The following is a 19,800-nucleotide window of genomic DNA, read 5'->3' as shown; positions in this document are numbered from 1 at the left end:
AAAGCGGTGTGTCAGCAGCGAATATATTGACTGAGCCACCGCCTTCGCGAGCAAGCCCGCTCCCACAATGACCGAATTCAGTCTGCAAGATTGTGAGCATTTCAGGAGTTTCCAATGGCGAAGAAGCCCAAGGCAGCCACGTTTATCAAAGACCCGCTCTGGTACAAGGACGCGGTGATTTACCAGGTGCATGTCAAATCCTACTTCGACTCCAACAACGATGGCATTGGTGATTTTCCCGGCCTGATCGCCAAGCTCGACTACATTGCCGACCTCGGCGTGAACACCATTTGGCTGCTGCCGTTTTACCCTTCGCCACGTCGCGATGATGGCTACGACATCGCCGAATACCGTGGCGTACACAGCGATTACGGCACCATGGCCGACGCCAGGCGATTCATTGCCGAAGCCCACAAGCGCGGACTGCGGGTGATTACCGAACTGGTGATCAACCACACCTCCGACCAGCACCCCTGGTTCCAGCGCGCCCGCAAGGCCAAGCCGGGTTCGGCGGCGCGGGACTTCTACGTCTGGTCGGATGACGACCAGAAATACGACGGCACGCGGATCATCTTCCTCGACACCGAAAAGTCCAACTGGACCTGGGACCCGGTGGCCGGCCAGTACTTCTGGCACCGCTTCTATTCACATCAGCCGGACCTCAACTTCGACAACCCGCAGGTCATGAAAGCCGTGCTGTCGGTGATGCGCTATTGGCTCGACCTGGGCATCGACGGCCTGCGCCTGGATGCGATTCCCTACCTGATCGAGCGTGACGGCACCAACAACGAAAACCTGCCCGAGACCCACTCGGTGCTCAAGCAGATCCGCGCCGAAATCGACGCGAATTACCCGGACCGCATGCTCCTGGCCGAAGCCAACCAATGGCCGGAAGACACGCAACTCTACTTCGGCGACCGTAAGGGCGACGACGGCGATGAGTGCCATATGGCGTTCCACTTCCCGTTGATGCCGCGCATGTACATGGCCCTGGCCCAGGAAGATCGCTTCCCCATCACCGACATCCTGCGCCAGACCCCGGAAATTCCGGCCAATTGCCAGTGGGCGATTTTCCTGCGCAACCACGATGAACTGACCCTGGAAATGGTCACCGACAAAGAACGCGACTACCTGTGGAACTACTACGCCGCCGACCGTCGCGCGCGCATCAACCTGGGCATCCGCCGACGGCTGGCGCCGCTGATGGAGCGTGATCGCCGCCGCGTGGAACTGCTCAACAGCCTGTTGCTGTCGATGCCCGGCACGCCAACCCTGTACTACGGCGATGAAATCGGCATGGGCGACAACATCTACCTGGGCGACCGCGATGGCGTGCGCACACCGATGCAATGGTCCATCGACCGCAACGGCGGTTTCTCGCGCGCCGACCCGGCCAGCCTGGTGTTGCCGCCGATCATGGATGCGCAATACGGCTATCAGTCGGTCAACGTTGAAACCCAGGCCCAGGACCCGCATTCGCTGCTGAACTGGACGCGGCGCATGCTCGCGGTGCGCAAGCAGTCCAAGGCGTTCGGCCGTGGCACCCTGAAAATGCTGTCGCCGAGCAATCGCCGAATCCTGGCGTATACCCGTGAATACACCGGGGAGGATGGCCGCACTGAAATCATCCTGTGCGTGGCCAACGTGTCGCGCAGCGCCCAGGCGGCAGAGCTGGACCTGTCGGCTTTCGCCGGGATGGTGCCGGTGGAGATGCTTGGCGGCAACGCATTCCCGCCTATCGGCCAACTGAATTTCCTGCTGACCCTGGCGCCTTATGGCTTCTATTGGTTTGTGCTGGCGGCGGAAAACCAGATGCCCAGCTGGCATGTGGAACCGGCCCAGAGCATTCCTGACTTCACGACATTGGTGTTGAAAAAACGTATGGAAGAGTTGCTGGAAGAACCCTGCCGCACCACCCTGGAACAGACTTCACTGCCGGCCTGGCTGCCCAAGCGCCGCTGGTTTGCCGGTAAGGACGCCGGCATCGACAGCGTGCATATCGCCTACGGCGTACGCTTCGGAGACGCGCAGCACCCGGTGCTGCTCAGCGAGATCGACGTCACCAGCGGGGGGCAGACCAGCCGGTATCAACTGCCGTTCGGTTTCCTCGGGGAAGACCAGCTCACCAGCGCCTTGCCCCAGCAACTGGCGTTGGCGCGGGTGCGGCGCAGCCGCCAGGTGGGTCTGGTTACCGATGCGTTCAGCCTCGAGCATTTTGTTCGCAGCGTGATCCAGGGCCTGCAAGCTGGCACCGTGCTCACTTGCAGCGAAGGTGACCTGCGCTTCGAGGCGACCCCGCACCTGGAGGCCTTGCAACTGACGGACGAATCAGCGGTGCGCTACCTGTCTGCCGAGCAGTCCAACAGCTCGGTGGTGGTGGGCGAGAGCCTGGTGCTCAAGCTGATCCGCAAAGTCAGCGCCGGTGTGCACCCGGAACTGGAGATGAGCGCCTACCTGACCGAAGCCGCTTACCCGAACATTTCCCCGCTGATGGGCTTCATGAGCCGACGCGACGCCCAGGGCCAGGACAACCTGCTGATGATCGCCCAGGGTTACCTGAGCAACCAGGGTGACGCCTGGAGCTGGACCCAGAACAATCTCGAGCGCGCCATTCGCGACGAGCTGGCCGAAGCGATTTCCGAACAGGAGCAGCACTACAACGCCCTGGGCGAGCTGGCGGACTTTGCCGGCCTGCTTGGCCAGCGTCTGGGCGAGATGCATATGGTGCTGGGCGCGCCCACCCAGAACAAAGATTTCAAACCCGAAGTGACCTCGGCCAAAGACACCCAGGCCTGGGCCAAGGACGTGGGCGCGCAGCTTGAGCGCGCCTTGCACTTGCTCAAACTAAATCAAAACCAGTTGAACCCCGCCGATCAGGCGCTGGTCAGTGAGTTACTGGCGCAGAAAAAAGCCATCGGCAGCCATGTGCAGGCGTTGGCGAAAGCCACGCTGGGCGGGTTGCGGATTCGCGTCCACGGTGACTTGCACCTGGGCCAGGTACTGGTGGTCAAGGGCGATGCCTATTTGATCGATTTTGAAGGCGAACCGGCGCGGCCGCTGCATGAACGGCGCGGCAAGCACAGCCCGTATAAAGATGTGAGTGGCGTGTTGCGCTCCTTCGATTACGCGGCGGCCATGGCCCTGAATGTGCAAGGGGTTGATCATTCGCCGGAAGCGGACGCCGCGCGTCGGCGCGTGACCGAGCGCTACCTGAGCGAAGCCCGTCAGGCATTTACCCAGGCTTATCAGACAGCGACGGCTACACTGGCGCATGACTGGCAGGATGCCAAAGGCCAGGACGCCGCGCTGACATTGTTCAGCCTGGAGAAGGCCGCGTATGAAGTGGCCTACGAAGCGGAAAATCGCCCGAGCTGGTTGCCGGTGCCCTTGCAAGGGTTGCACGGTTTGCTCAGCGGGCTTACACCTGAATCGAAAACTGCACGCGGTGGGGAGACGTCATGAGTTTTACGCATAGAGAACCGCTGCAGCCCAAGTTGACTGCAATGCCGGCGTCCAAGGACGTCGAAGCGCTGGTGCGCGCCGAGCACCACGATCCATTCTCGATACTTGGGCCGCACGATGATGAGCAGGGCGGGCAATTTATCCGCGCGTTCCTGCCGGAGGCCTTGAGTGTCCAGGTGCTGGCGCGTGACAGTGGCGAGCCGATCGGCAGCCTCGACGCGACACAGGTGCCGGGACTGTTCGTCGGGCACATGCGCACGCGTCAGGATTACCTGCTGAAGATCCAGTGGGCGGGCGGCGAGCAGATCACCGAAGACCCGTACAGCTTCAGCCAATTGCTCCTCGGTGAAATGGACCTGTACCTGTTTGCCGAAGGCAACCACCGTGACCTGGGCAATTGCCTGGGCGCTCAGGTGACAACGGTGGATGGCGTGCAAGGCGTACGTTTTGCCGTGTGGGCGCCGAATGCCCGGCGCGTCTCGGTGGTGGGCGACTTCAACATCTGGGACGGCCGCCGTCACCCGATGCGCCTGCGCCATCCTTCGGGCGTGTGGGAGATCTTTATCCCGCGCCTGCAACCGGGCGCAGCCTACAAGTACGAAATTCTCGGTGCCCACGGCATCCTGCCGCTCAAGGCTGACCCGATGGCCCTGGCCACCCAGCTGCCGCCGGACACCGCCTCGAAAGTCGCGCCGCCGTTGCAGGTGGACTGGCAGGACCATGAGTGGATGCAGGCGCGTGGTGACAAGCAGAAAGCCAACGCGCCCCTGTCGATCTATGAGCTGCACGTCGGTTCCTGGCAATGTGAGCTCGACGAGGCCGGGGAGGTGTCACGCCAATACGGCTGGCGCGAACTGGCCGAGCGGCTGATCCCGTATGTGCAGCAACTGGGCTTCACGCACATCGAACTGATGCCGATCATGGAGCATCCTTTCGGCGGTTCCTGGGGTTATCAAGCCTTGTCCCAGTTTGCGCCGAGCGCACGCTTCGGCTCGCCGGAAGATTTCGCGTATTTCGTTGACGCCTGCCACCGGGCGGATATCGGCGTGATCCTCGACTGGGTGCCGGCGCATTTCCCGACCGACGCCCACGGCCTGGCGCAATTCGACGGCACCGCGCTGTACGAATACGCCAACCCGCTGGAGGGTTTCCACCAGGATTGGGACACGCTGATCTACAACCTGGGCCGCACCGAAGTGCACGGTTTCATGCTCGCTTCGGCGCTGCACTGGCTCAAGCACTTTCACGTCGACGGTTTGCGCGTGGATGCGGTGGCCTCGATGCTGTATCGCGACTATTCACGCAAAGCCGGTGAATGGGTGCCCAACCGCCACGGTGGCCGGGAGAACCTGGAAGCCATCGATTTTCTGCGCCACTTGAACGACGTGGTTGCGCTGGAAGCGCCGGGCGCGCTGGTGATCGCCGAGGAATCCACCGCGTGGCCTGGGGTGAGCCAAAGCACCCAGCAAGGCGGCCTGGGGTTCAACTACAAGTGGAACATGGGCTGGATGCATGACTCGCTGCATTACATCCAGCAGGACCCGGTGTACCGCGCCCATCACCACAACGAGCTGAGCTTCGGCCTGGTGTATGCCTGGTCCGAGCGGTTTATCCTGCCGATCTCCCATGATGAAGTGGTGCACGGCAAACATTCGCTGATCGACAAGATGCCGGGCGACCGCTGGCAGAAATTCGCCAACCTGCGCGCCTACTTGAGTTTCATGTGGATGCACCCCGGCAAGAAGCTGCTGTTCATGGGCTGCGAGTTCGGCCAGTGGCGCGAATGGAACCACGACCAGCAACTGGACTGGTACCTGCTGCAATACCCCGAGCACCGTGGGGTGCAGAAGCTGGTGGGCGACTTGAACCGCTTGTACCGCGAAGAACCTGCGCTGCACGAGCAGGATGACGCGCCTCAGGGCTTCCAGTGGCTGATTGGTGACGACGCCATCAACAGCGTCTATGCCTGGCTACGCTGGAGCAAGGACAGCAAGCCGGTACTGGTAGTCGCCAACTTCACTCCGGTGCCGCGTCAGGCATACGCCGTCGGCGTACCGTTTGCCGGGCGCTGGAGCGAAGTGATCAACAGTGACGCCGACATGTATGCCGGGTCCAACTTCGGTAATGGCGGCGCGGTGCAGACCGTGGACGAACCCCGCCACGGGCAACCAGTGTCGCTGTCGTTGAACCTGCCACCGTTGGGTGTGTTGATTCTGCGGCCAGAGGAGGGTTAAACCCTCCTGCGTGGCACTTATGGCTTAACGGGCAGCGCCGATCAGGCGCTGTACCGTGCCAGGGTGCCTTTTTGCAGTCAGCTTGCCGTGGCGGTTTGATCCTTGGCCATGGCCTTGGTCAATGCCCGCGCGACCTGTTCGGCGGAGTAGGGTTTGGCGAGGAACTCAAAGCCCTCATAGCCACTGTCCGCCAATTCTTCGCTATAGCCCGAGACAAGCACCACCGGCAGCTCCGCCCGGCGCTGGCGCAAGAGTTTGGCCATCGCCACACCGGTCATCCCTGGCATCACCACATCCGAGAACACCGCGTCGAAGGCCAACGCATCGTCGCCGGCGAGCGCGAGCGCCTGTTCGGCAGAAGTGGCCCAGGTCGTCTGGTAACCCAGGTCCTTGAGAATCTGGCTGGCGAAGCGCCCTACATCAACGTTGTCTTCAACGATCAGCACATGCCGTTGGGCTGCGTCCAGCGGTGGTGGAAGGTCCGGTTGTTCTTCCGGCTGCGGCGCCCATTCGCCTTCCACTTGGGGCAGGTACAGGGTGAACGTCGTGCCTTGCCCAAGGGTGCTGGCCACATCGATATTGCCGCCCGATTGCTTGGCGAAGCCGAACACTTGCGACAAACCCAGCCCGGTGCCCTTGCCGACGGCCTTGGTGGTGAAGAACGGTTCGAAGATACGCTCGAAGGCTTCGCTTGGAATACCGCTGCCGGTGTCGGCCAGGGAAATGCAGACATAGGGCTGGCGCGACTCGGCATCGCCGCGAATGGGCGGCAATGGCTGCTGCCCGGCGACGTTGATGGTCAGGGTGCCCTGGCCACCCATCGCGTCGCGCGCATTGAGGGCAATGTTGATCAATGCGGTTTCGAACTGGCTGGGATCGATGCGCGCATAGCATGGCTGGTCGGGTAATTGCACCCGCACATGAATGCGCGCGCCGGTGACGCTCTCGAGCATGTCGCCGATGTTCCGCACCCGTTGGCCGACATCGAAGACCTGCGGGTTCAGCGGCTGGCGGCGGGCAAAGGCGAGCAATTGACTGGTGAGCTTGCTGGCCCGCTCGACGGTATCGGACACCGCCCACATGTAGCGTTGCCGGCGTTCTTCCGACAGCCCCGGCCGGCGCAGGAAATCCACGGATGAGCGGATGATCGTCAGCAGGTTGTTGAAGTCATGGGCGACGCCGCCGGTCAGTTGGCCTATGGCTTCAAGCTTTTGTGACTGGCGCAGCGCGGCTTCGGCCTGGGCAAGGGCGCGGGTGCGTTCTTCCACGCGCTGTTCCAGGGTCGCATTGAGTTCGGTATAGGCCGCCAGGCCCTCACGCACGGCGGCATCGGCGCGTACGCGTTCGATGTGCGCCCAGGAGCGTTCGGTGACTTCGCCCAACAGCGCCAGGTCATAGGAAGACCAGTAGCGGGGCTGTTTGTCGTGCACCGCCATCAGTGCGATGAGACGCCCGTCTTTGATCAAGGGCATACAGAGGGTCGCCGTTACACCCAGTGCCTGGAAATTCGCGGCTTCATGGGCCGGCAACTCGAGCAGGTTATTGCAGATCACCAAGGGCTCGCCGGCGCGCAGGCAGCTCACCGCGCGCTCACCGAACGACTGCAGGTTGTAACAGCCAATGATGCTTGGCGAACCTTGCGCCGACCAGTCGCCGCGAATGGTAAAGCCGTCTTGATCGTCTTCCATGTCGGCGTAGGCGCAAATCGACGCTTGCAGGCGTTCGGCCAACAAGCGAGTGGTCGAGTTCATGATCGCTTCGGCGTCGGTGGCAGTGGCCACGCTGCTGCCGATGGCGTCCAGCACTTCCAGGCGCCGGGTGAGAAAAACTGTGGGAGTGGTCTCGGTCACGGTATCGAGGAACCCGACCACCTCACCTTGCGCATCGCGGATCGGGCTGTAGCAAAAGGTGAAAAACGCTTGTTCGGGCGCCTCGTTACGCTGGATCACCAGCGGAAAGTTCTCGATGTAGGTGGCCTGCCCGGCGAAAGCGGTGTCGGCAATCGGGCAGATGTCATCCCATACCTCGTGCCACACCTCGCTGAACGGGCGCCCCAGGGCGTCGGGCTTGTTACCCAGGATCGGCACGAATGCATCGTTATAGAGGGTGATCAACTGCGGGCCCCAGACAATGGCCTGGGGAAAGCTGGAGGCCAGGCACAGCGCAACGGTGGTCTTCAATACGTCCGGCCAGTGTTCAAGCGGCCCCAGGGGCGAATTGGCCCAGTCATGCCGACGAACCCGCTCTGCCATTTCGCTGCTGCCTTGCAGCCAGTTCATTATTGGGTTCACACCTTGCTCGCTACGCGTAGTTAAGCCTTCAAGAGGTCAGACAGTTTAGCTACAGACCGGAATGACCTCATTCAGTTCAGCACGCTCACCTCCTGGATAGCGCGTTGAATTCATTGTCTATTTGGCGGGCCGAGCGGCCGCAGGTTTGGGCCTCGGCCTTTTTTTATGGGTTGCCGAACAGCCCCGTCCAATAAATGCCTGCATCGCTTTTTGGGTCCATCGCGTAGGACGCGCCCAGTTCACGAAATTGCGGGTTCATCAGGTTGGCGCAATGGCCGGGGCTGGCGAGCCAACCGTCGAGCACTTTGCGCGGGGTATCGAGGCCGGCGGCGATGTTTTCGCCGATGTTCTTCGCTATGTACCCGGCCAGCTCGGCGCGGTCGCCGGGGGTACGGCCGTCGTGGTCCAGGTGATCGAAAAAGTTGCCGTTGGCCATGTTGCGGGTATGGCTGTTGGCGGCGCCGGCCAGGTCGTCATTCCACGACAGCGGCGTGGTTGCGCTGAACGCCTGGGTGCCGCACTCGCGCGGTTGGGCGCGGGCGGCGTTGATCAGGTCGAGCAGTTTCCTGCCTTCGGTCTGCCAGTCGCCCAGGCCACTGGTCAGCAGCGGGCGCGCCAGCACGATACGCCAGTCCTGGCCGCTGTTGCTCACGCCGATATCGACGAATTGCGGGTCGAGCACCACGCGACAGAAGCTTTCACGCACCGCTTTCATGGCGGCTTCGGCATCCTTGGGCCCGGACAGGCTGATGGCCTGCACGTTGACCATCGGGTACGCGGCGCGCGCGAGGGACTGCTGCAAATCGCCGACATTGGTCGCCGGCAGCACCAGCCGTGTATCACTGGCCAGCGGTGGCAACTCCTGTGAGCCTTGGTCGCCGCAGCGCTGCACCTGGCTGCGGTATTGGTTGATCTGTTGCACCAACTGACTTTCTTCATTCGCCATCGCACTGGCGCAGAACACCGTACTGGCGGCCAGCGTCGTAAGACCCATCATCAATGACAGAACGCGCATGGACGTTACCCTTGAGCTTGAAAGTGCTCATGATGCGCGATCCGGGTGCACGCATGCACCCGTTGGTCCGAACTTTTTTCACTCAATTATTGAGCATCTGGGTAGACGACCCCGGCTACACGTCGCGCAACAGGTACAATTGCCACTGCCTTGACGCGAAACCCCAGGAACTTGCATGTTCAGCCTTACCCGCTACACCACGCCGTGCCCCGAACCGATCAACAGCCAGATCCTGCAAATGGTGGTCGACAACCTCACCGACATCAGCAGCGTGGCACTGGCGCCAAGTAACTTGCTCTACAACATTTACCAGTACGCCATCGGTTTTGAGGTGCACCTGTACCTGGAGGCGCTGGACGGGTCGAAGGGCATCAGCGTTGAGCTGGTCGTGGCGATGCGGGATGAGACCGTCATCGGCTTTTGTCTGTATCTACCGGTGAAGGGCGACCCTCAAGCGTGCGGCGTGGCATTTATGGCGGTGCACTCGGGTTCCAGGCGCCAAGGTGTGGCCCGGGCCATGCTGGGTGACGTGCTGGCGCGCTATCCCCATGCGGAGCTGGCGTGTTCGGTCGAGAAGGTCCCGGCATTCGAAGCCATGGGCTTTAACGTGCGCGGCGCGCGTGGCACGCAAGTGCTGATGAATACGCGGAACTACGGCACCGACGGGCTGATGGGCGTGCTGGATGTGGCCGCTATCTACAGCTCACTGGAGGTACGGCAGATTCATACCTACCTGCTGCAAAAGCACGGCAAGCGCGCGATGGTGGACGCGGAAAAACAGCGCGATCGGCACCTGGACCAATTGACGCGCAAGGTGCAGATGTTCGTGAGCGAGCGTTTGGCCTGAGTCATCGACGATAGGCCGCAGCCCGCCCCTGAATTCAAGCGCCGCGCTTGACCATCGCCAGTATGGTCGCCAGCAATTCCTGCTGCGCTTCTTCGCGGCTGATTTCCGCACTTGCTGCCGCGTGAGACAAGGCTTCCGCAGCCCCCAGCATGCCCCTCAGGCCCGCCTGGGACAGCCTGCCACCCGGCGCGAACGGCGCGAGGGCATCGCGGCATTTGTCGAGGAAGATCGCTTCGTACTTGCGCTTGAGCGCCTCCAACTCCGGCGAGCCGCTCAGTGCCGCCGTTACCCCCGGAATCTCGCGACCCTGCAGCAGCACGCAATCCACGTAGGACGACGCGATCACCCATGCACGGTCTTCTAGGGTCGCGCCACTGGCGTCGATAGCGTCGACAAACACTTGGTTCTGGCGCCCATCGAAATCTTCATACAGCGCGGCCAACAAGCCCGACCGCGTGACGAAATGGTCGTAGACCACCGGTTTTGTCACGCCCGCCAGCTCGGCCAGGCGGCCCAGTGTCAGGGCATCGGTACCTTCTTCGCGCACCAGTTGCCAGGCTGTTTCCAATAACTGGCGCAGACGCTCTTCACGCGAAAGGCGCCGACGGGGGACGGGGGAGTGTTCGCTTGACATCGTTATATACCAAAAGTAACTTATGGGCAGTAACTTACTAAAAGTAGCTTAAGCCCAAAGGGACACAATGTCATGCACGCACTCATCGTTGTTGCTCATCACGACCCGCGTTCTCTCACTCACAGCGTGGCCGAGCAGGTCGGCGCCGGTTTGAGCGCATCCGGCCACACCTTTGAAATCGCCGACCTGGCGGGCGAAGGCTTCGACCCGCGCTACACCGCCGCCGACCACCGGGTGCACCGCACCCGCGCAACGCCGCCGGCGGATGTACTTGCCGAACAGGCACGCATCGATCGCGCCGACGCATTGGTGGTGGTGTTCCCGATCTACTGGTGGTCTATGCCGGCGTTGCTCAAGGGTTGGATCGACCGTGTTTTCGTCAATGGCTGGGCGATCGATTACGGCCCTGACATTCCGATGGCCAAGAAGCTGCGGCACTTGAAGGTGCATCTGCTGGCCCTGGGCGGCGCGGATGCAAGCGCGTTTGACCGGCACGGTTATGCCAAGGCCATGCGCACGCAGATCGATTACGGGATCTTTGACTATTGCGGCGCCCAGGTACTGACCTCGCAGCTGCTGCTGGAGTCGGAAGGCGACAGTGCCCAGGCGCATTTGCACAAGGCCAGGGCGGTCGGGCAGGGGGTGTTTGAACGCGAGACGGTAGCGCAGTGATTCAACCGTCGCGAAACAGGTCGTGGGCATCCAGCAGGCGGTAGGCAATCTCGGGCTGTTTCTCCAGACCGCGACGAATCGCGGCCGGAATCGATTGCCGGGTTTTACGACACAGGCCGGGCAGGTCGTCGATAACGATCTGGATCCCGCGCATGCTCTTGACCTCGGTGTGGCCCGGCGCGATATGCAGGCGAATGCCCAACTGCTCATACATCCGCTGCTGCATATGCTCCAGGTCTTGCAGGCTTTTTAGGTTTTCCAGGCGCTCGAGCAGGCGTTTTTCTTCCTGGCGTGTCAGGTTGAGAATCCGCAGGTCAGCGCCGGGAGCCTCCAGCAAGCGTTCGCGCTCGCAGACGCAAGCGCCGGGTGGGCAGGGTTGGCGAATGGTCATGTGCATGCCCTCCTAACCTGCGCCTTCGCCTTAGTAGCTGAGCGTTACGCCCAGGCTCTCCAGGGCGTTCCAGTACCCAGGATAGGTCTTGGCCACGCAGTCCGGGTCTTGAATCCGAATGCCCGAGACTTTCAGGCCGGCCAGGGCAAAGCACATGGCGATGCGGTGGTCGGCATGGGTGTCGATCGATGCGTTGCACGCCGTGCCGGCCAAGGCCGGGTCGGCGGCCACCAGCAGATCGTCGCCCTCGATGGTGGCCAGGCCCGGACGGATTTCGTTGAGGCCGTCGTGCAGCGCCTGCACGCGATCACATTCCTTGACGCGCAGGTTGGCCAGTTCAGTGAAGCGCACCGGGGTGTTGTTGAAGGCGGCAAGCACCGCCAGCGTCGGGATGGCGTCCTGCATTTGCGAGCCCACCACCGTGGCCTGCATATTCGGGAACTGCGCGATCACGGCTTGGGCCTTGGCGTCCGGCTGGGTGAAATCCTGGGCGGCGACACCGATGTCGATACGGCCTGCGGTCAACACTTCTGCGGCCCACAGGTAGGTGGCCGCGGAGGCGTCGGGCTCGATCAGGTAATCATGGGCGCTATAGCCGGTCGGGGCCACGCGCCAGGTGGTGTCGTTGACGGCTTCAACCTGGGCGCCGAAGGCTCGCATGCAGTCCAGCGTCAGGTCCACATAGCCACGGGCGCCGATGTCCTTGCCGGTCAATGCGACTTCAATCGGGGCTTCGCCTGCCGCCGCGAGCATCAGCAGCGCCGATACATACTGGCTGGACAGGCCGCCATCGATCTCGAAGCGCCTGGCCTGGACCTTGCCCACGCCGTGCACGGTCACGGGCGGGCAGCCGGTCGGGCTGTCGACCTGGATGCCGTTCTGGCGAAGGGTGTCCAGCAGTGGCCCGATCGGGCGCTTTTGCATGTAGTGGTCGCCGTCCAGCACCACGGTGCCTTGCACGGTAGCCACGGCGGCGGTGAGAAAGCGCATGGCGGTGCCGGCATTGCCGAGGAACAGCGGCTGCGCCGGCCATTGCAGTTTGCCCTGGCCGGTGACGACGAAGGTGGTGTCGTCCGGCTCATCGATGGTCACGCCCATCTGCCGCAGGGCCACCGACATGTGGCGGGTGTCATCGCTCTTCAGGGCGCCGCTCAAGCGACTGGTGCCGTTGGCCAGGGCCGCCAGCAGCAGGGCGCGGTTGGTAATGGATTTGGAGCCGGGGGGCGCGACCTTGCCATTGAGAGGAAAGTTGGGCGGTGTAACGGTCACGGTTTTCTGCGAACTCAAGGGACAAGGCTCCTGATCAAGGCGAGGTGGCATGGAGTGGCCGACGGGGCGGACCCGAATAATCGGCCAAAGGTGCGGTGCTTGTCGAGATTTAGCGCTGGCTCAGCCAGTAATCGTGCAGCGCCCGCGCCGCCGGTTCGATGTCGTTGACCTGTTGCTGATGGGCCTGCACATCCAGGTCCGCCGGCAAGTCGAAGTTATCCTGCTCGGCACACCAGGAGATTTTCTCGAACTGCGCGGCCAGTTCGGCGGGCAGTGCTGGCCAGTTGCCGATGGCGGCACCCCGGATATACCCGAAGCACCATTCTTCGGCCAGGGTCACGACCTGGCCCTGGTGTTCCTTCTGATCGAAATGCGCCTTGAAACCCTGGGAATCGCTGGCCAGTTGCGCCGCCAGCGTGTTCAGGTGGCGCACGCACACATCGAGGAACTGCTGAGCCTGCTCAGCACTTTCCCAGGCCGGATTCTGCCCGCCAAAGATTGCCGGAAACCACTCGGCGATATCCACCTGGGTCGGGCTGGACACCAGCGCGGTGAAGTAGCCGTCGAGTTCGGCCAGGTTCAGCACCGAATGGTCGTCGCCGTATTTGAGCAGGGTTTCATCGATCAGGTCGAAATCGGCGGGGGTGAGGGGCTGGGCGTGCATGGGCATATCCTTCAAACGTCGAACGCCGTGGATCAGGCGGCTTAAAGCGCGAAGGATGGCGCGTGCGCCGGGTTTTATCCAGCGGATTTTCCGCCACCGTTGCCAGTCCCGCTTTTGGCCGATGCGCCGTCGCTGACCCTTGTTATAGTTCGGGCCTTATCAGTTGCCAGTCAGGGATCACTGCCATGTCCGAATACCAAGCTTTCGTCGTCGAACTCAACGGCAACGTTGCCCATGTGCAGATCAATCGCCCGGAAAAGATCAACGCGATGAACGCGGCGTTCTGGAGCGAAATCATCGATATCTTCCAATGGGTCGAAGACACCGATGCCGTGCGCGCCGTGGTGCTCAGCGGTGCCGGCAAGCACTTTTCCTCCGGCATCGACCTGATGTTGCTGGCCTCGGTGGCCAATGAGCTAGGCAAAGACGTGGGCCGCAATGCGCGCCTGCTGCGGCGCAAGATCCTCGAACTGCAGGCCTCGTTCAATGCCGTCGACAATTGCCGCAAGCCGGTTCTGGCCGCGATCCAGGGCTATTGCCTCGGCGGCGCCATTGACCTGATCAGCGCCTGTGACATGCGCTACGCCGCCGAGGACGCGCAGTTCTCGATCAAGGAAATCGACATCGGCATGGCCGCCGACGTCGGCACTCTGCAACGCCTGCCGCGCATCGTCGGTGACGGTATGTTGCGCGAACTGGCCTACACCGGCCGTCAGTTCGGCGCTGAAGAAGCGCGCAGCATCGGCCTGGTCAATCGCGTGTATGCCGACCAGGCCAGCCTGTTGGCCGGCGTTATGGCCATTGCCCATGAAATCGCCGCCAAGTCGCCGATTGCCGTCACCGGCACCAAAGCCATGATCAGCTATATGCGCGACCACAGTATCAATGACGGCCTGGAATACGTTGCCACCTGGAACTCGGCTATGTTGCAATCCAACGACCTGCGCGTGGCCATCGCGGCCCATATGAGCAAACAGACACCCGAATTCTTGGATTGATTGATATGACCCCAGGCTGGATTACCACAACGCTGCTGGACAACGACGCCGCCGGCGGCTGGGCCGTCGCCCGCAGCCGCGACGGCTTTTTGCACGATGCCAACGGGCCCCTGTTTCCCCGGGAGTGGCTCAAGCGCCAGGACCTGTCGGTGTTTGCCGAACACGGCATCGGCCACCTCGACGGCGAACCGGTGTACTTGCTGGAGCTCAACGGCGCTGACGACGTGCCGGGTTGCAGCTGGCAGGGCTTGCGCGGTTTTATGCTGCAGGGCGATCACACCCTGTACAAAGTGTTGGGTTATGCCGCGCAGATCGGTACCTGGGCGCGGGAACATCGGTTCTGCGGCAGTTGCGGCCAGGCCATGGTGCAGGTGCCACGGGAGCGCGCTATGCACTGCCAACCCTGCGACCTGCGCAGCTACCCACGGATTTCGCCGAGCATGATCGTGCTGGTGACCCGTGGCGACGAGGTGCTGCTGGCGCGTTCGCCACGCTTTGTCAGCGGTGTCTACAGCACCCTGGCCGGCTTTGCCGAGCCGGGTGAATCGGCCGAAGACTGCCTGATCCGCGAAGTGCGCGAAGAAGTGCAGATCGAGGTAAAGAACCTGCAATACATGGGCAGCCAGTGCTGGCCGTTCCCGCATTCGATGATGCTGGGCTTCCATGCCGAATATGCCGGTGGCGAGATCGTGCCCCAGGCCGACGAGATCGAAGACGCGCAGTGGTTCAGCATCCACGACCTGCCGCCGTTGCCGGCGTCACGCTCGATTGCGCGTTACCTGATCGACCTCTATGTGGCGCGTCGCTTAGGCCACGCTGAACCAGTGCTGCCAGGCTAGGCGCACTGTCAGGCCCAGCACCACGGTGATGAACACCGGGCGAATGAATTTGGCGCCGCCGCTGATTGCGCTGCGCGCGCCAAAGAACGCACCACCCATCACCGAGATGCCCATCGCCAGGCCGACGATCCAGTCCACCGATCCGTTGATGATAAACACGCTCAGCGCCGCCGCGTTGCTGACGAAGTTCATGCTGCGCGCCACGCCGCTGGCTTTCACCAGATCGATCGGGTGCAGCAGCATGGTGCTCACGGTCCAGAACGCCCCGGTTCCCGGCCCGGCCACGCCATCGTAGAAACCCAGGCCGAAGCCCTGGGTGGCCTGCCATTTCTTCTTGATCGGGGCCTCGGCGTCCAGCGGCGCCTTGGGGGTGCCGCCGAACAGCAGGTACACGCCGCAGGCGAAGACGATCACCGGCAGCATTTTGTTCAGGGTTTCGGCGGGCAAATAGTGCGCAACCACGGCGCCGGCCAGCGCGCCGATCAACGTACCGACGATGGCATGCACCCACTGGCGCGGGTGGAACAGCTTGCGGCGGTAGAAGGTGAAGCTGGCGGTGGCCGAGCCGAAGGTGGAACTGAGTTTATTGGTACCCAGCACCAGGTGCGGCGGCATGCCGGCCGTCAGCAGGGCGGGGGTGGTGAGCAAGCCACCGCCGCCGGCGATGGCATCGATGAAACCGGCGATAAACGCCACGACGGCGAGAATGGCGAGGGTGGTCAGGTCAACGCTGAGTTCGAAGGGCATGGGCAGGGCTTATTGTTGGGTGGCCACAGAAGGCCGCCATCTTACCTGCCCGATCTGTGCAGCACTACCTGCGGGAGCGGGCCTGTTCGTGAAAGCGCTGGGCCGGTGACAGATTTATCGACTGACCCTCTGCGCCTTCTCGAGCAAGCCCGCTCCCGCATTTTGAACCGTACCTACCTGCTTACTTGTGGGTTCCCATCCACTCCAGCGCCGTGCGCCAGATGCAAATGCCCAGGAAGTACGCCGACATCAACGACCACAGCCCGAACGTCCATGGGTTGGTGTTCGGGTAATCCGCCACCATCAAAAAGCTGCACAGCAACCAGATGGTGGTCACCGCGATATTGATCGGCATGAAGCGCTTGACCCGGAACGGGTGCAGGAATTTCATCGGCGTCACGGTCAGCAGTGCCAGGCCGATCACGGTCAGCAGAGTGACCCAGGCGTCCGGCTGGATGATGTACACACACAGGGCCACCACATTCCATGCCGCCGGGAAGCCGACGAAATAGTTGTCCTTGCTCTTCATGTTGACATTGCAGAAGCAGAACAGCGACGACACCAGGATCACCGACACTGCAAACAAGTGGGTAAATTCCGGCAGGTCGATATAGCGGTAGATGAACAGTGCGGGGATGAACACGTAGGTGAGGTAATCGATCACCAGGTCCAATACCGAGCCGTCAAAACTGGGCAATACCGTACTGACGTTGAGCCGTCGCGCCAGGGAGCCGTCGACGCCATCCACCACCAGTGCCAGGCCCAGCCACAGCAGGCAGGCCTTGGGCGAATTTTCCAGCAGCGCCAGGGTGGCCAAAAATGCCAACACCACGCCGGTGGCGGTGAAGCCGTGGGCGCCCCAGGCTTTGATTCTGGCTACATGCAGGGTCGATATCACGGGCGGTTCTCCAAAGGGTCAAACAGGGCAGCCGACAGCGTAACGCCGTCGAGTCTGGCCGGGGAATGCAGGTATCGACCGGGAAGTCAGGGATAAGGTTCACCGCCCGGCGTATGGCTTAGCGTACCAAGCGTAGGACATTTCGGCATCAACCCTGGCGAAACACCAAGGCCTTCAACCCACTTTGCGGGTCGATATCCGGGAATTCAGGTGGGTTTTCCAGGCGTTCTACAAAGCGCAGGCCCGGTGCTTCGTGGGTGACGCCGTCGATCAGGAAGTATTCGCCAAAGGCCGGGTCGTTCATGCATGCCAGCACTGTGCCCTGGGCCGTGAGCAAATCCGGCAGGCGCCGCAGCACGCGCTGATAGTCCTTGGTCAGCAGGAAGCTGCCTTTCTGGAAGGAGGGCGGGTCGATGATCACCAGGTCATAGGGGCCGCTGTTGGTGACCTTGGCCCACGACTTGAACAGGTCGTGGCCCAGAAAAGTCACCTTGCTCAAGTCATGACCATTTAGGCGATGGTTATCACGGCCGCGACTCAGCGCGCCACGGGCCATGTCGAGGTTCACCACATGGTCGGCACCGCCTTCGATGGCGGCCACGGAGAACCCGCAGGTGTAGGCAAACAGGTTGAGCACGTGCTGGCCCTTGGCCTGCGCCCGTACCCAGTTACGCCCGTAGCGCATGTCGAGGAACAAGCCGCTGTTCTGCTTTTTACCCAGGTCGATCAGGTAACGCAGGCCGCCTTCGGTGATGGTCAGCTCGTCGATGGCGTCGCCCATCAGCCACTCGGTGGTGCTTTGCGGCAAGTAGCGGTGTTGCAGCGCCACGGTACGGACGCCGAAGCCGGCCCAGTCGATCTGCATCAACTGGTGCTTCAAGGCTTCCAGATGCTCGGTTTCCTTGAACAGGGCCACCAGCACCACGCCTTGCAGCCAGTCTACCGTCAACTGCTCCAGGCCCGGCCAGCAGCGCCCACGCCCGTGGAACAGGCGCCGGGTTTCAGCGGGGGCGCTGGCCAGGGCGGTGAGCAGGTGGGCGTGCAGGGTAGCGAGTGCGTCTGGGGTCATCGGTGAGCGTCGGTCGTTGAGCGGGCGGCATTTTAACCACAATTGTGCGTCAGAGCGTGGCGATCAGGGCTGGGCCAAAGGTTTCGCGCAGAAAAACCGGCGCGATGTAGCGTTGGTAATGGGCTTCGGACAGCAGGAAAAATTCTCGGTCAATCCCATCGCGCAAATCGGTGAGGTTACGTTCACGAAACTCCGGTAGCAACGCCAGCCCATAGGCGTCCAGCTTTGACATCACCCGAGCGCCCCGCGCAATCAGCTGGTACGCCCAGCAATACGGCGACTGTTGCGGCATGAAGCGAATCTTGCGGTCTTCCAGCTGTTGGCGCAGACGCTGTGGGTCGAAGACTTCCAGCTTGCTGGTCATGACCTGCACCAGCAACTGCTCCAGGCGCAGCCATACCGCGTGTTTTTCCTCGGCGCTATAGCCGTTCCACTGGATCACTTCATGGTGATAGCGCTTGCAGCCCCGGCAGACCAGGTCACCGTAGACGGTGGAACACAGGCCTACACAGGGCGTCTTGATGGTTTGATTGGGCATAAAGGCTTGTACGAAAGTCTATGAAACAGTGCAGACCCCCTGTGGAAGCGGGCTTGCTCGCGAAGAGGGCGTGTCAATCGCCCGATGTATCAACTGACACACCGCCTTCGCGAGCAAGCCCGCTCTCACAAATGGGATTGCGTTGTGGGTCAGTCCCAGCTCAGGGCGCCGCCGGTCTGGTACTCGATTACGCGAGTCTCGAAGAAATTCTTTTCTTTCTTCAAGTCCATGATCTCGCTCATCCACGGGAACGGATTCGTCGTCCCTGGGTACTCTTCCTTCAAACCAATCTGCGACAAACGACGATTCGCGATGAACTTGAGGTAATCCTCCATCATCGCCGCATTCATGCCGAGAACACCGCGGGGCATGGTGTCGCGCGCGTATTCAATCTCCAACTGCGTCCCCTGCAGAATCATCTGGGTCGCTTCTTCCTTCATCTCGGCATCCCACAAGTGCGGGTTTTCGATTTTGATCTGGTTGATCACATCGATACCGAAGTTCAAGTGCATCGACTCATCGCGCAGTATGTACTGGAACTGTTCGGCCACGCCGGTCATTTTGTTGCGGCGGCCCATGGACAGGATTTGGGTGAAGCCGCAGTAGAAGAAGATGCCTTCCAATACGCAGTAGTAGGCGACCAGGTTGCGCAGCAGCTCTTTGTCGGTGTCGACGGTGCCGGTTTCGAACTTCGGATCAGAGATGGAACGGGTGTATTTGAGGCCCCAGGCTGCCTTTTTGGCGACCGATGGAATCTCGTGGTACATGTTGAAGATCTCGCCTTCATCCATGGCCAGGGATTCGATGCAGTACTGGTAGGCGTGGGTGTGGATCGCTTCTTCGAAGGCCTGGCGCAGGATGTACTGGCGGCACTCCGGGTTGGTGATCAGGCGGTATACGGCCAGCACCAGGTTGTTGGCGACCAGGGAGTCGGCGGTGGAGAAGAAGCCGAGGTTGCGCATGACGATGCGGCGTTCGTCGTCGGTCAGGCCTTCGGGGGTTTTCCACAGGGCGATGTCGGCGGTCATGTTGACCTCTTGCGGCATCCAGTGGTTGGCGCAGCCGTCGAGGTATTTTTGCCAGGCCCAGTCGTACTTGAAGGGCACGAGTTGGTTGAGGTCGGCGCGGCAGTTGATCATGCGTTTTTCGTCAACGGCGACGCGGGCGGAGGCGCCTTCGAGTTCGGCGAGGCCTTCGGCGACGTCGAGTTTGTCCAGCTCGGCCTTGGCGCG

17 protein-coding genes are annotated in these 19,800 nt (G+C 61.9%); 6 read left to right on the top strand and 11 right to left on the bottom strand.

What is annotated here, in order from left to right; genetic code table 11:
• Positions 1 to 114 precede the first annotated feature (114 nt).
• On the top strand, positions 115 to 3,462 hold the full coding sequence (treS, locus tag Q1V60_RS14860) for a maltose alpha-D-glucosyltransferase (RefSeq protein ID WP_300631605.1): 3,348 nt from the start codon (positions 115 to 117) through the stop codon (positions 3,460 to 3,462).
• Entirely contained in the window at positions 3,459 to 5,696 is a 2,238-nt protein-coding gene (gene glgB, locus Q1V60_RS14855; RefSeq protein WP_300631603.1) for a 1,4-alpha-glucan branching protein GlgB, read from the top strand. The genes treS and glgB overlap by 4 nt, the downstream gene beginning before the upstream one ends.
• A 77-nt stretch (positions 5,697 to 5,773) precedes the next feature.
• Here the strand turns inward: glgB and Q1V60_RS14850 are convergent, their stop codons facing one another.
• Both Q1V60_RS14850 and Q1V60_RS14845 read right to left on the bottom strand, forming a co-directional pair.
• On the bottom strand, positions 5,774 to 7,978 hold the full coding sequence (locus tag Q1V60_RS14850; protein ID WP_300631607.1) for a GAF domain-containing protein: 2,205 nt from the start codon (positions 7,976 to 7,978) through the stop codon (positions 5,774 to 5,776).
• A gap of 172 nt (positions 7,979 to 8,150) precedes the next feature.
• Complete coding sequence (locus Q1V60_RS14845) at positions 8,151 to 9,002, bottom strand: CAP domain-containing protein (RefSeq protein ID WP_300631601.1); 852 nt, start codon at positions 9,000 to 9,002, stop codon at positions 8,151 to 8,153.
• 175 nt (positions 9,003 to 9,177) lie between these two features.
• On the opposite strand from Q1V60_RS14845, the gene Q1V60_RS14840 reads away from it, so the two are divergent.
• Positions 9,178 to 9,849: a GNAT family N-acetyltransferase gene (locus Q1V60_RS14840; RefSeq protein WP_300631599.1), complete on the top strand. Its 672-nt coding sequence runs from the start codon at positions 9,178 to 9,180 to the stop codon at positions 9,847 to 9,849.
• Between the two features lie 34 nt (positions 9,850 to 9,883).
• Here Q1V60_RS14840 and Q1V60_RS14835 read toward each other — a convergent pair whose 3' ends face one another.
• On the bottom strand, positions 9,884 to 10,483 hold the full coding sequence (locus Q1V60_RS14835; protein ID WP_300631597.1) for a TetR/AcrR family transcriptional regulator: 600 nt from the start codon (positions 10,481 to 10,483) through the stop codon (positions 9,884 to 9,886).
• A 72-nt stretch (positions 10,484 to 10,555) separates the two neighbouring features.
• Between Q1V60_RS14835 and Q1V60_RS14830 the strand changes: the two genes are divergently transcribed.
• The gene (locus Q1V60_RS14830; RefSeq protein WP_300631595.1) at positions 10,556 to 11,155 is read left to right on the top strand and encodes an NAD(P)H-dependent oxidoreductase; all 600 of its coding nucleotides are present in this window, start codon (positions 10,556 to 10,558) and stop codon (positions 11,153 to 11,155) included.
• A 1-nt stretch (position 11,156) separates the two neighbouring features.
• Here the strand turns inward: Q1V60_RS14830 and Q1V60_RS14825 are convergent, their stop codons facing one another.
• The 3 genes from Q1V60_RS14825 to Q1V60_RS14815 form a co-directional block, all read right to left on the bottom strand.
• On the bottom strand, positions 11,157 to 11,546 hold the full coding sequence (locus Q1V60_RS14825; protein WP_300631593.1) for a hypothetical protein: 390 nt from the start codon (positions 11,544 to 11,546) through the stop codon (positions 11,157 to 11,159).
• A gap of 30 nt (positions 11,547 to 11,576) precedes the next feature.
• Positions 11,577 to 12,833, bottom strand: a complete 1,257-nt coding sequence (gene aroA / locus Q1V60_RS14820) for a 3-phosphoshikimate 1-carboxyvinyltransferase (RefSeq protein ID WP_300631591.1) — start codon at positions 12,831 to 12,833, stop codon at positions 11,577 to 11,579.
• Between the two features lie 91 nt (positions 12,834 to 12,924).
• The gene (locus tag Q1V60_RS14815; protein ID WP_300631589.1) at positions 12,925 to 13,479 is read right to left on the bottom strand and encodes a UPF0149 family protein; all 555 of its coding nucleotides are present in this window, start codon (positions 13,477 to 13,479) and stop codon (positions 12,925 to 12,927) included.
• A gap of 185 nt (positions 13,480 to 13,664) precedes the next feature.
• Here Q1V60_RS14815 and Q1V60_RS14810 point away from each other — a divergent pair, with 185 nt between their 5' ends.
• Positions 13,665 to 14,477, top strand: coding sequence for a crotonase/enoyl-CoA hydratase family protein (locus Q1V60_RS14810; RefSeq protein ID WP_300631588.1), 813 nt, complete (start codon positions 13,665 to 13,667; stop codon positions 14,475 to 14,477).
• Between the two features lie 5 nt (positions 14,478 to 14,482).
• Positions 14,483 to 15,316 carry an NAD(+) diphosphatase gene (nudC, locus tag Q1V60_RS14805; protein ID WP_300631587.1) on the top strand — a complete coding sequence of 278 codons (834 nt, stop codon included), beginning with the start codon at positions 14,483 to 14,485 and terminating at the stop codon, positions 15,314 to 15,316.
• Here nudC and Q1V60_RS14800 read toward each other — a convergent pair.
• The 5 genes from Q1V60_RS14800 to Q1V60_RS14780 form a co-directional block, all read right to left on the bottom strand.
• Positions 15,284 to 16,063 (bottom strand): TSUP family transporter, encoded by a 780-nt coding sequence (locus tag Q1V60_RS14800; protein ID WP_300631586.1) that lies wholly within the window; start codon positions 16,061 to 16,063, stop codon positions 15,284 to 15,286. The genes nudC and Q1V60_RS14800 overlap by 33 nt on opposite strands.
• 181 nt (positions 16,064 to 16,244) lie before the next feature.
• Complete coding sequence (gene pcsA, locus Q1V60_RS14795; protein ID WP_300631585.1) at positions 16,245 to 16,961, bottom strand: phosphatidylcholine synthase; 717 nt, start codon at positions 16,959 to 16,961, stop codon at positions 16,245 to 16,247.
• A gap of 148 nt (positions 16,962 to 17,109) precedes the next feature.
• Positions 17,110 to 18,030, bottom strand: a complete 921-nt coding sequence (locus Q1V60_RS14790; RefSeq protein WP_300631584.1) for a class I SAM-dependent methyltransferase — start codon at positions 18,028 to 18,030, stop codon at positions 17,110 to 17,112.
• A 49-nt stretch (positions 18,031 to 18,079) separates the two neighbouring features.
• Positions 18,080 to 18,568: a DUF1289 domain-containing protein gene (locus tag Q1V60_RS14785; RefSeq protein WP_300631583.1), complete on the bottom strand. Its 489-nt coding sequence runs from the start codon at positions 18,566 to 18,568 to the stop codon at positions 18,080 to 18,082.
• Between the two features lie 149 nt (positions 18,569 to 18,717).
• Positions 18,718 to 19,800, bottom strand: a 1,083-nt coding sequence (locus Q1V60_RS14780) for a ribonucleotide-diphosphate reductase subunit beta (RefSeq protein ID WP_300631581.1), incomplete at its 5' end; no start/stop codon positions are given.

This window comes from Pseudomonas sp. (genome assembly GCF_030147005.1).
In the GTDB taxonomy this organism is placed as follows: domain Bacteria; phylum Pseudomonadota; class Gammaproteobacteria; order Pseudomonadales; family Pseudomonadaceae; genus Aquipseudomonas.
The sequence above is the reverse complement of the archived record's forward strand: the minus strand, read 5'-3'. Positions and strand labels throughout refer to the sequence as shown.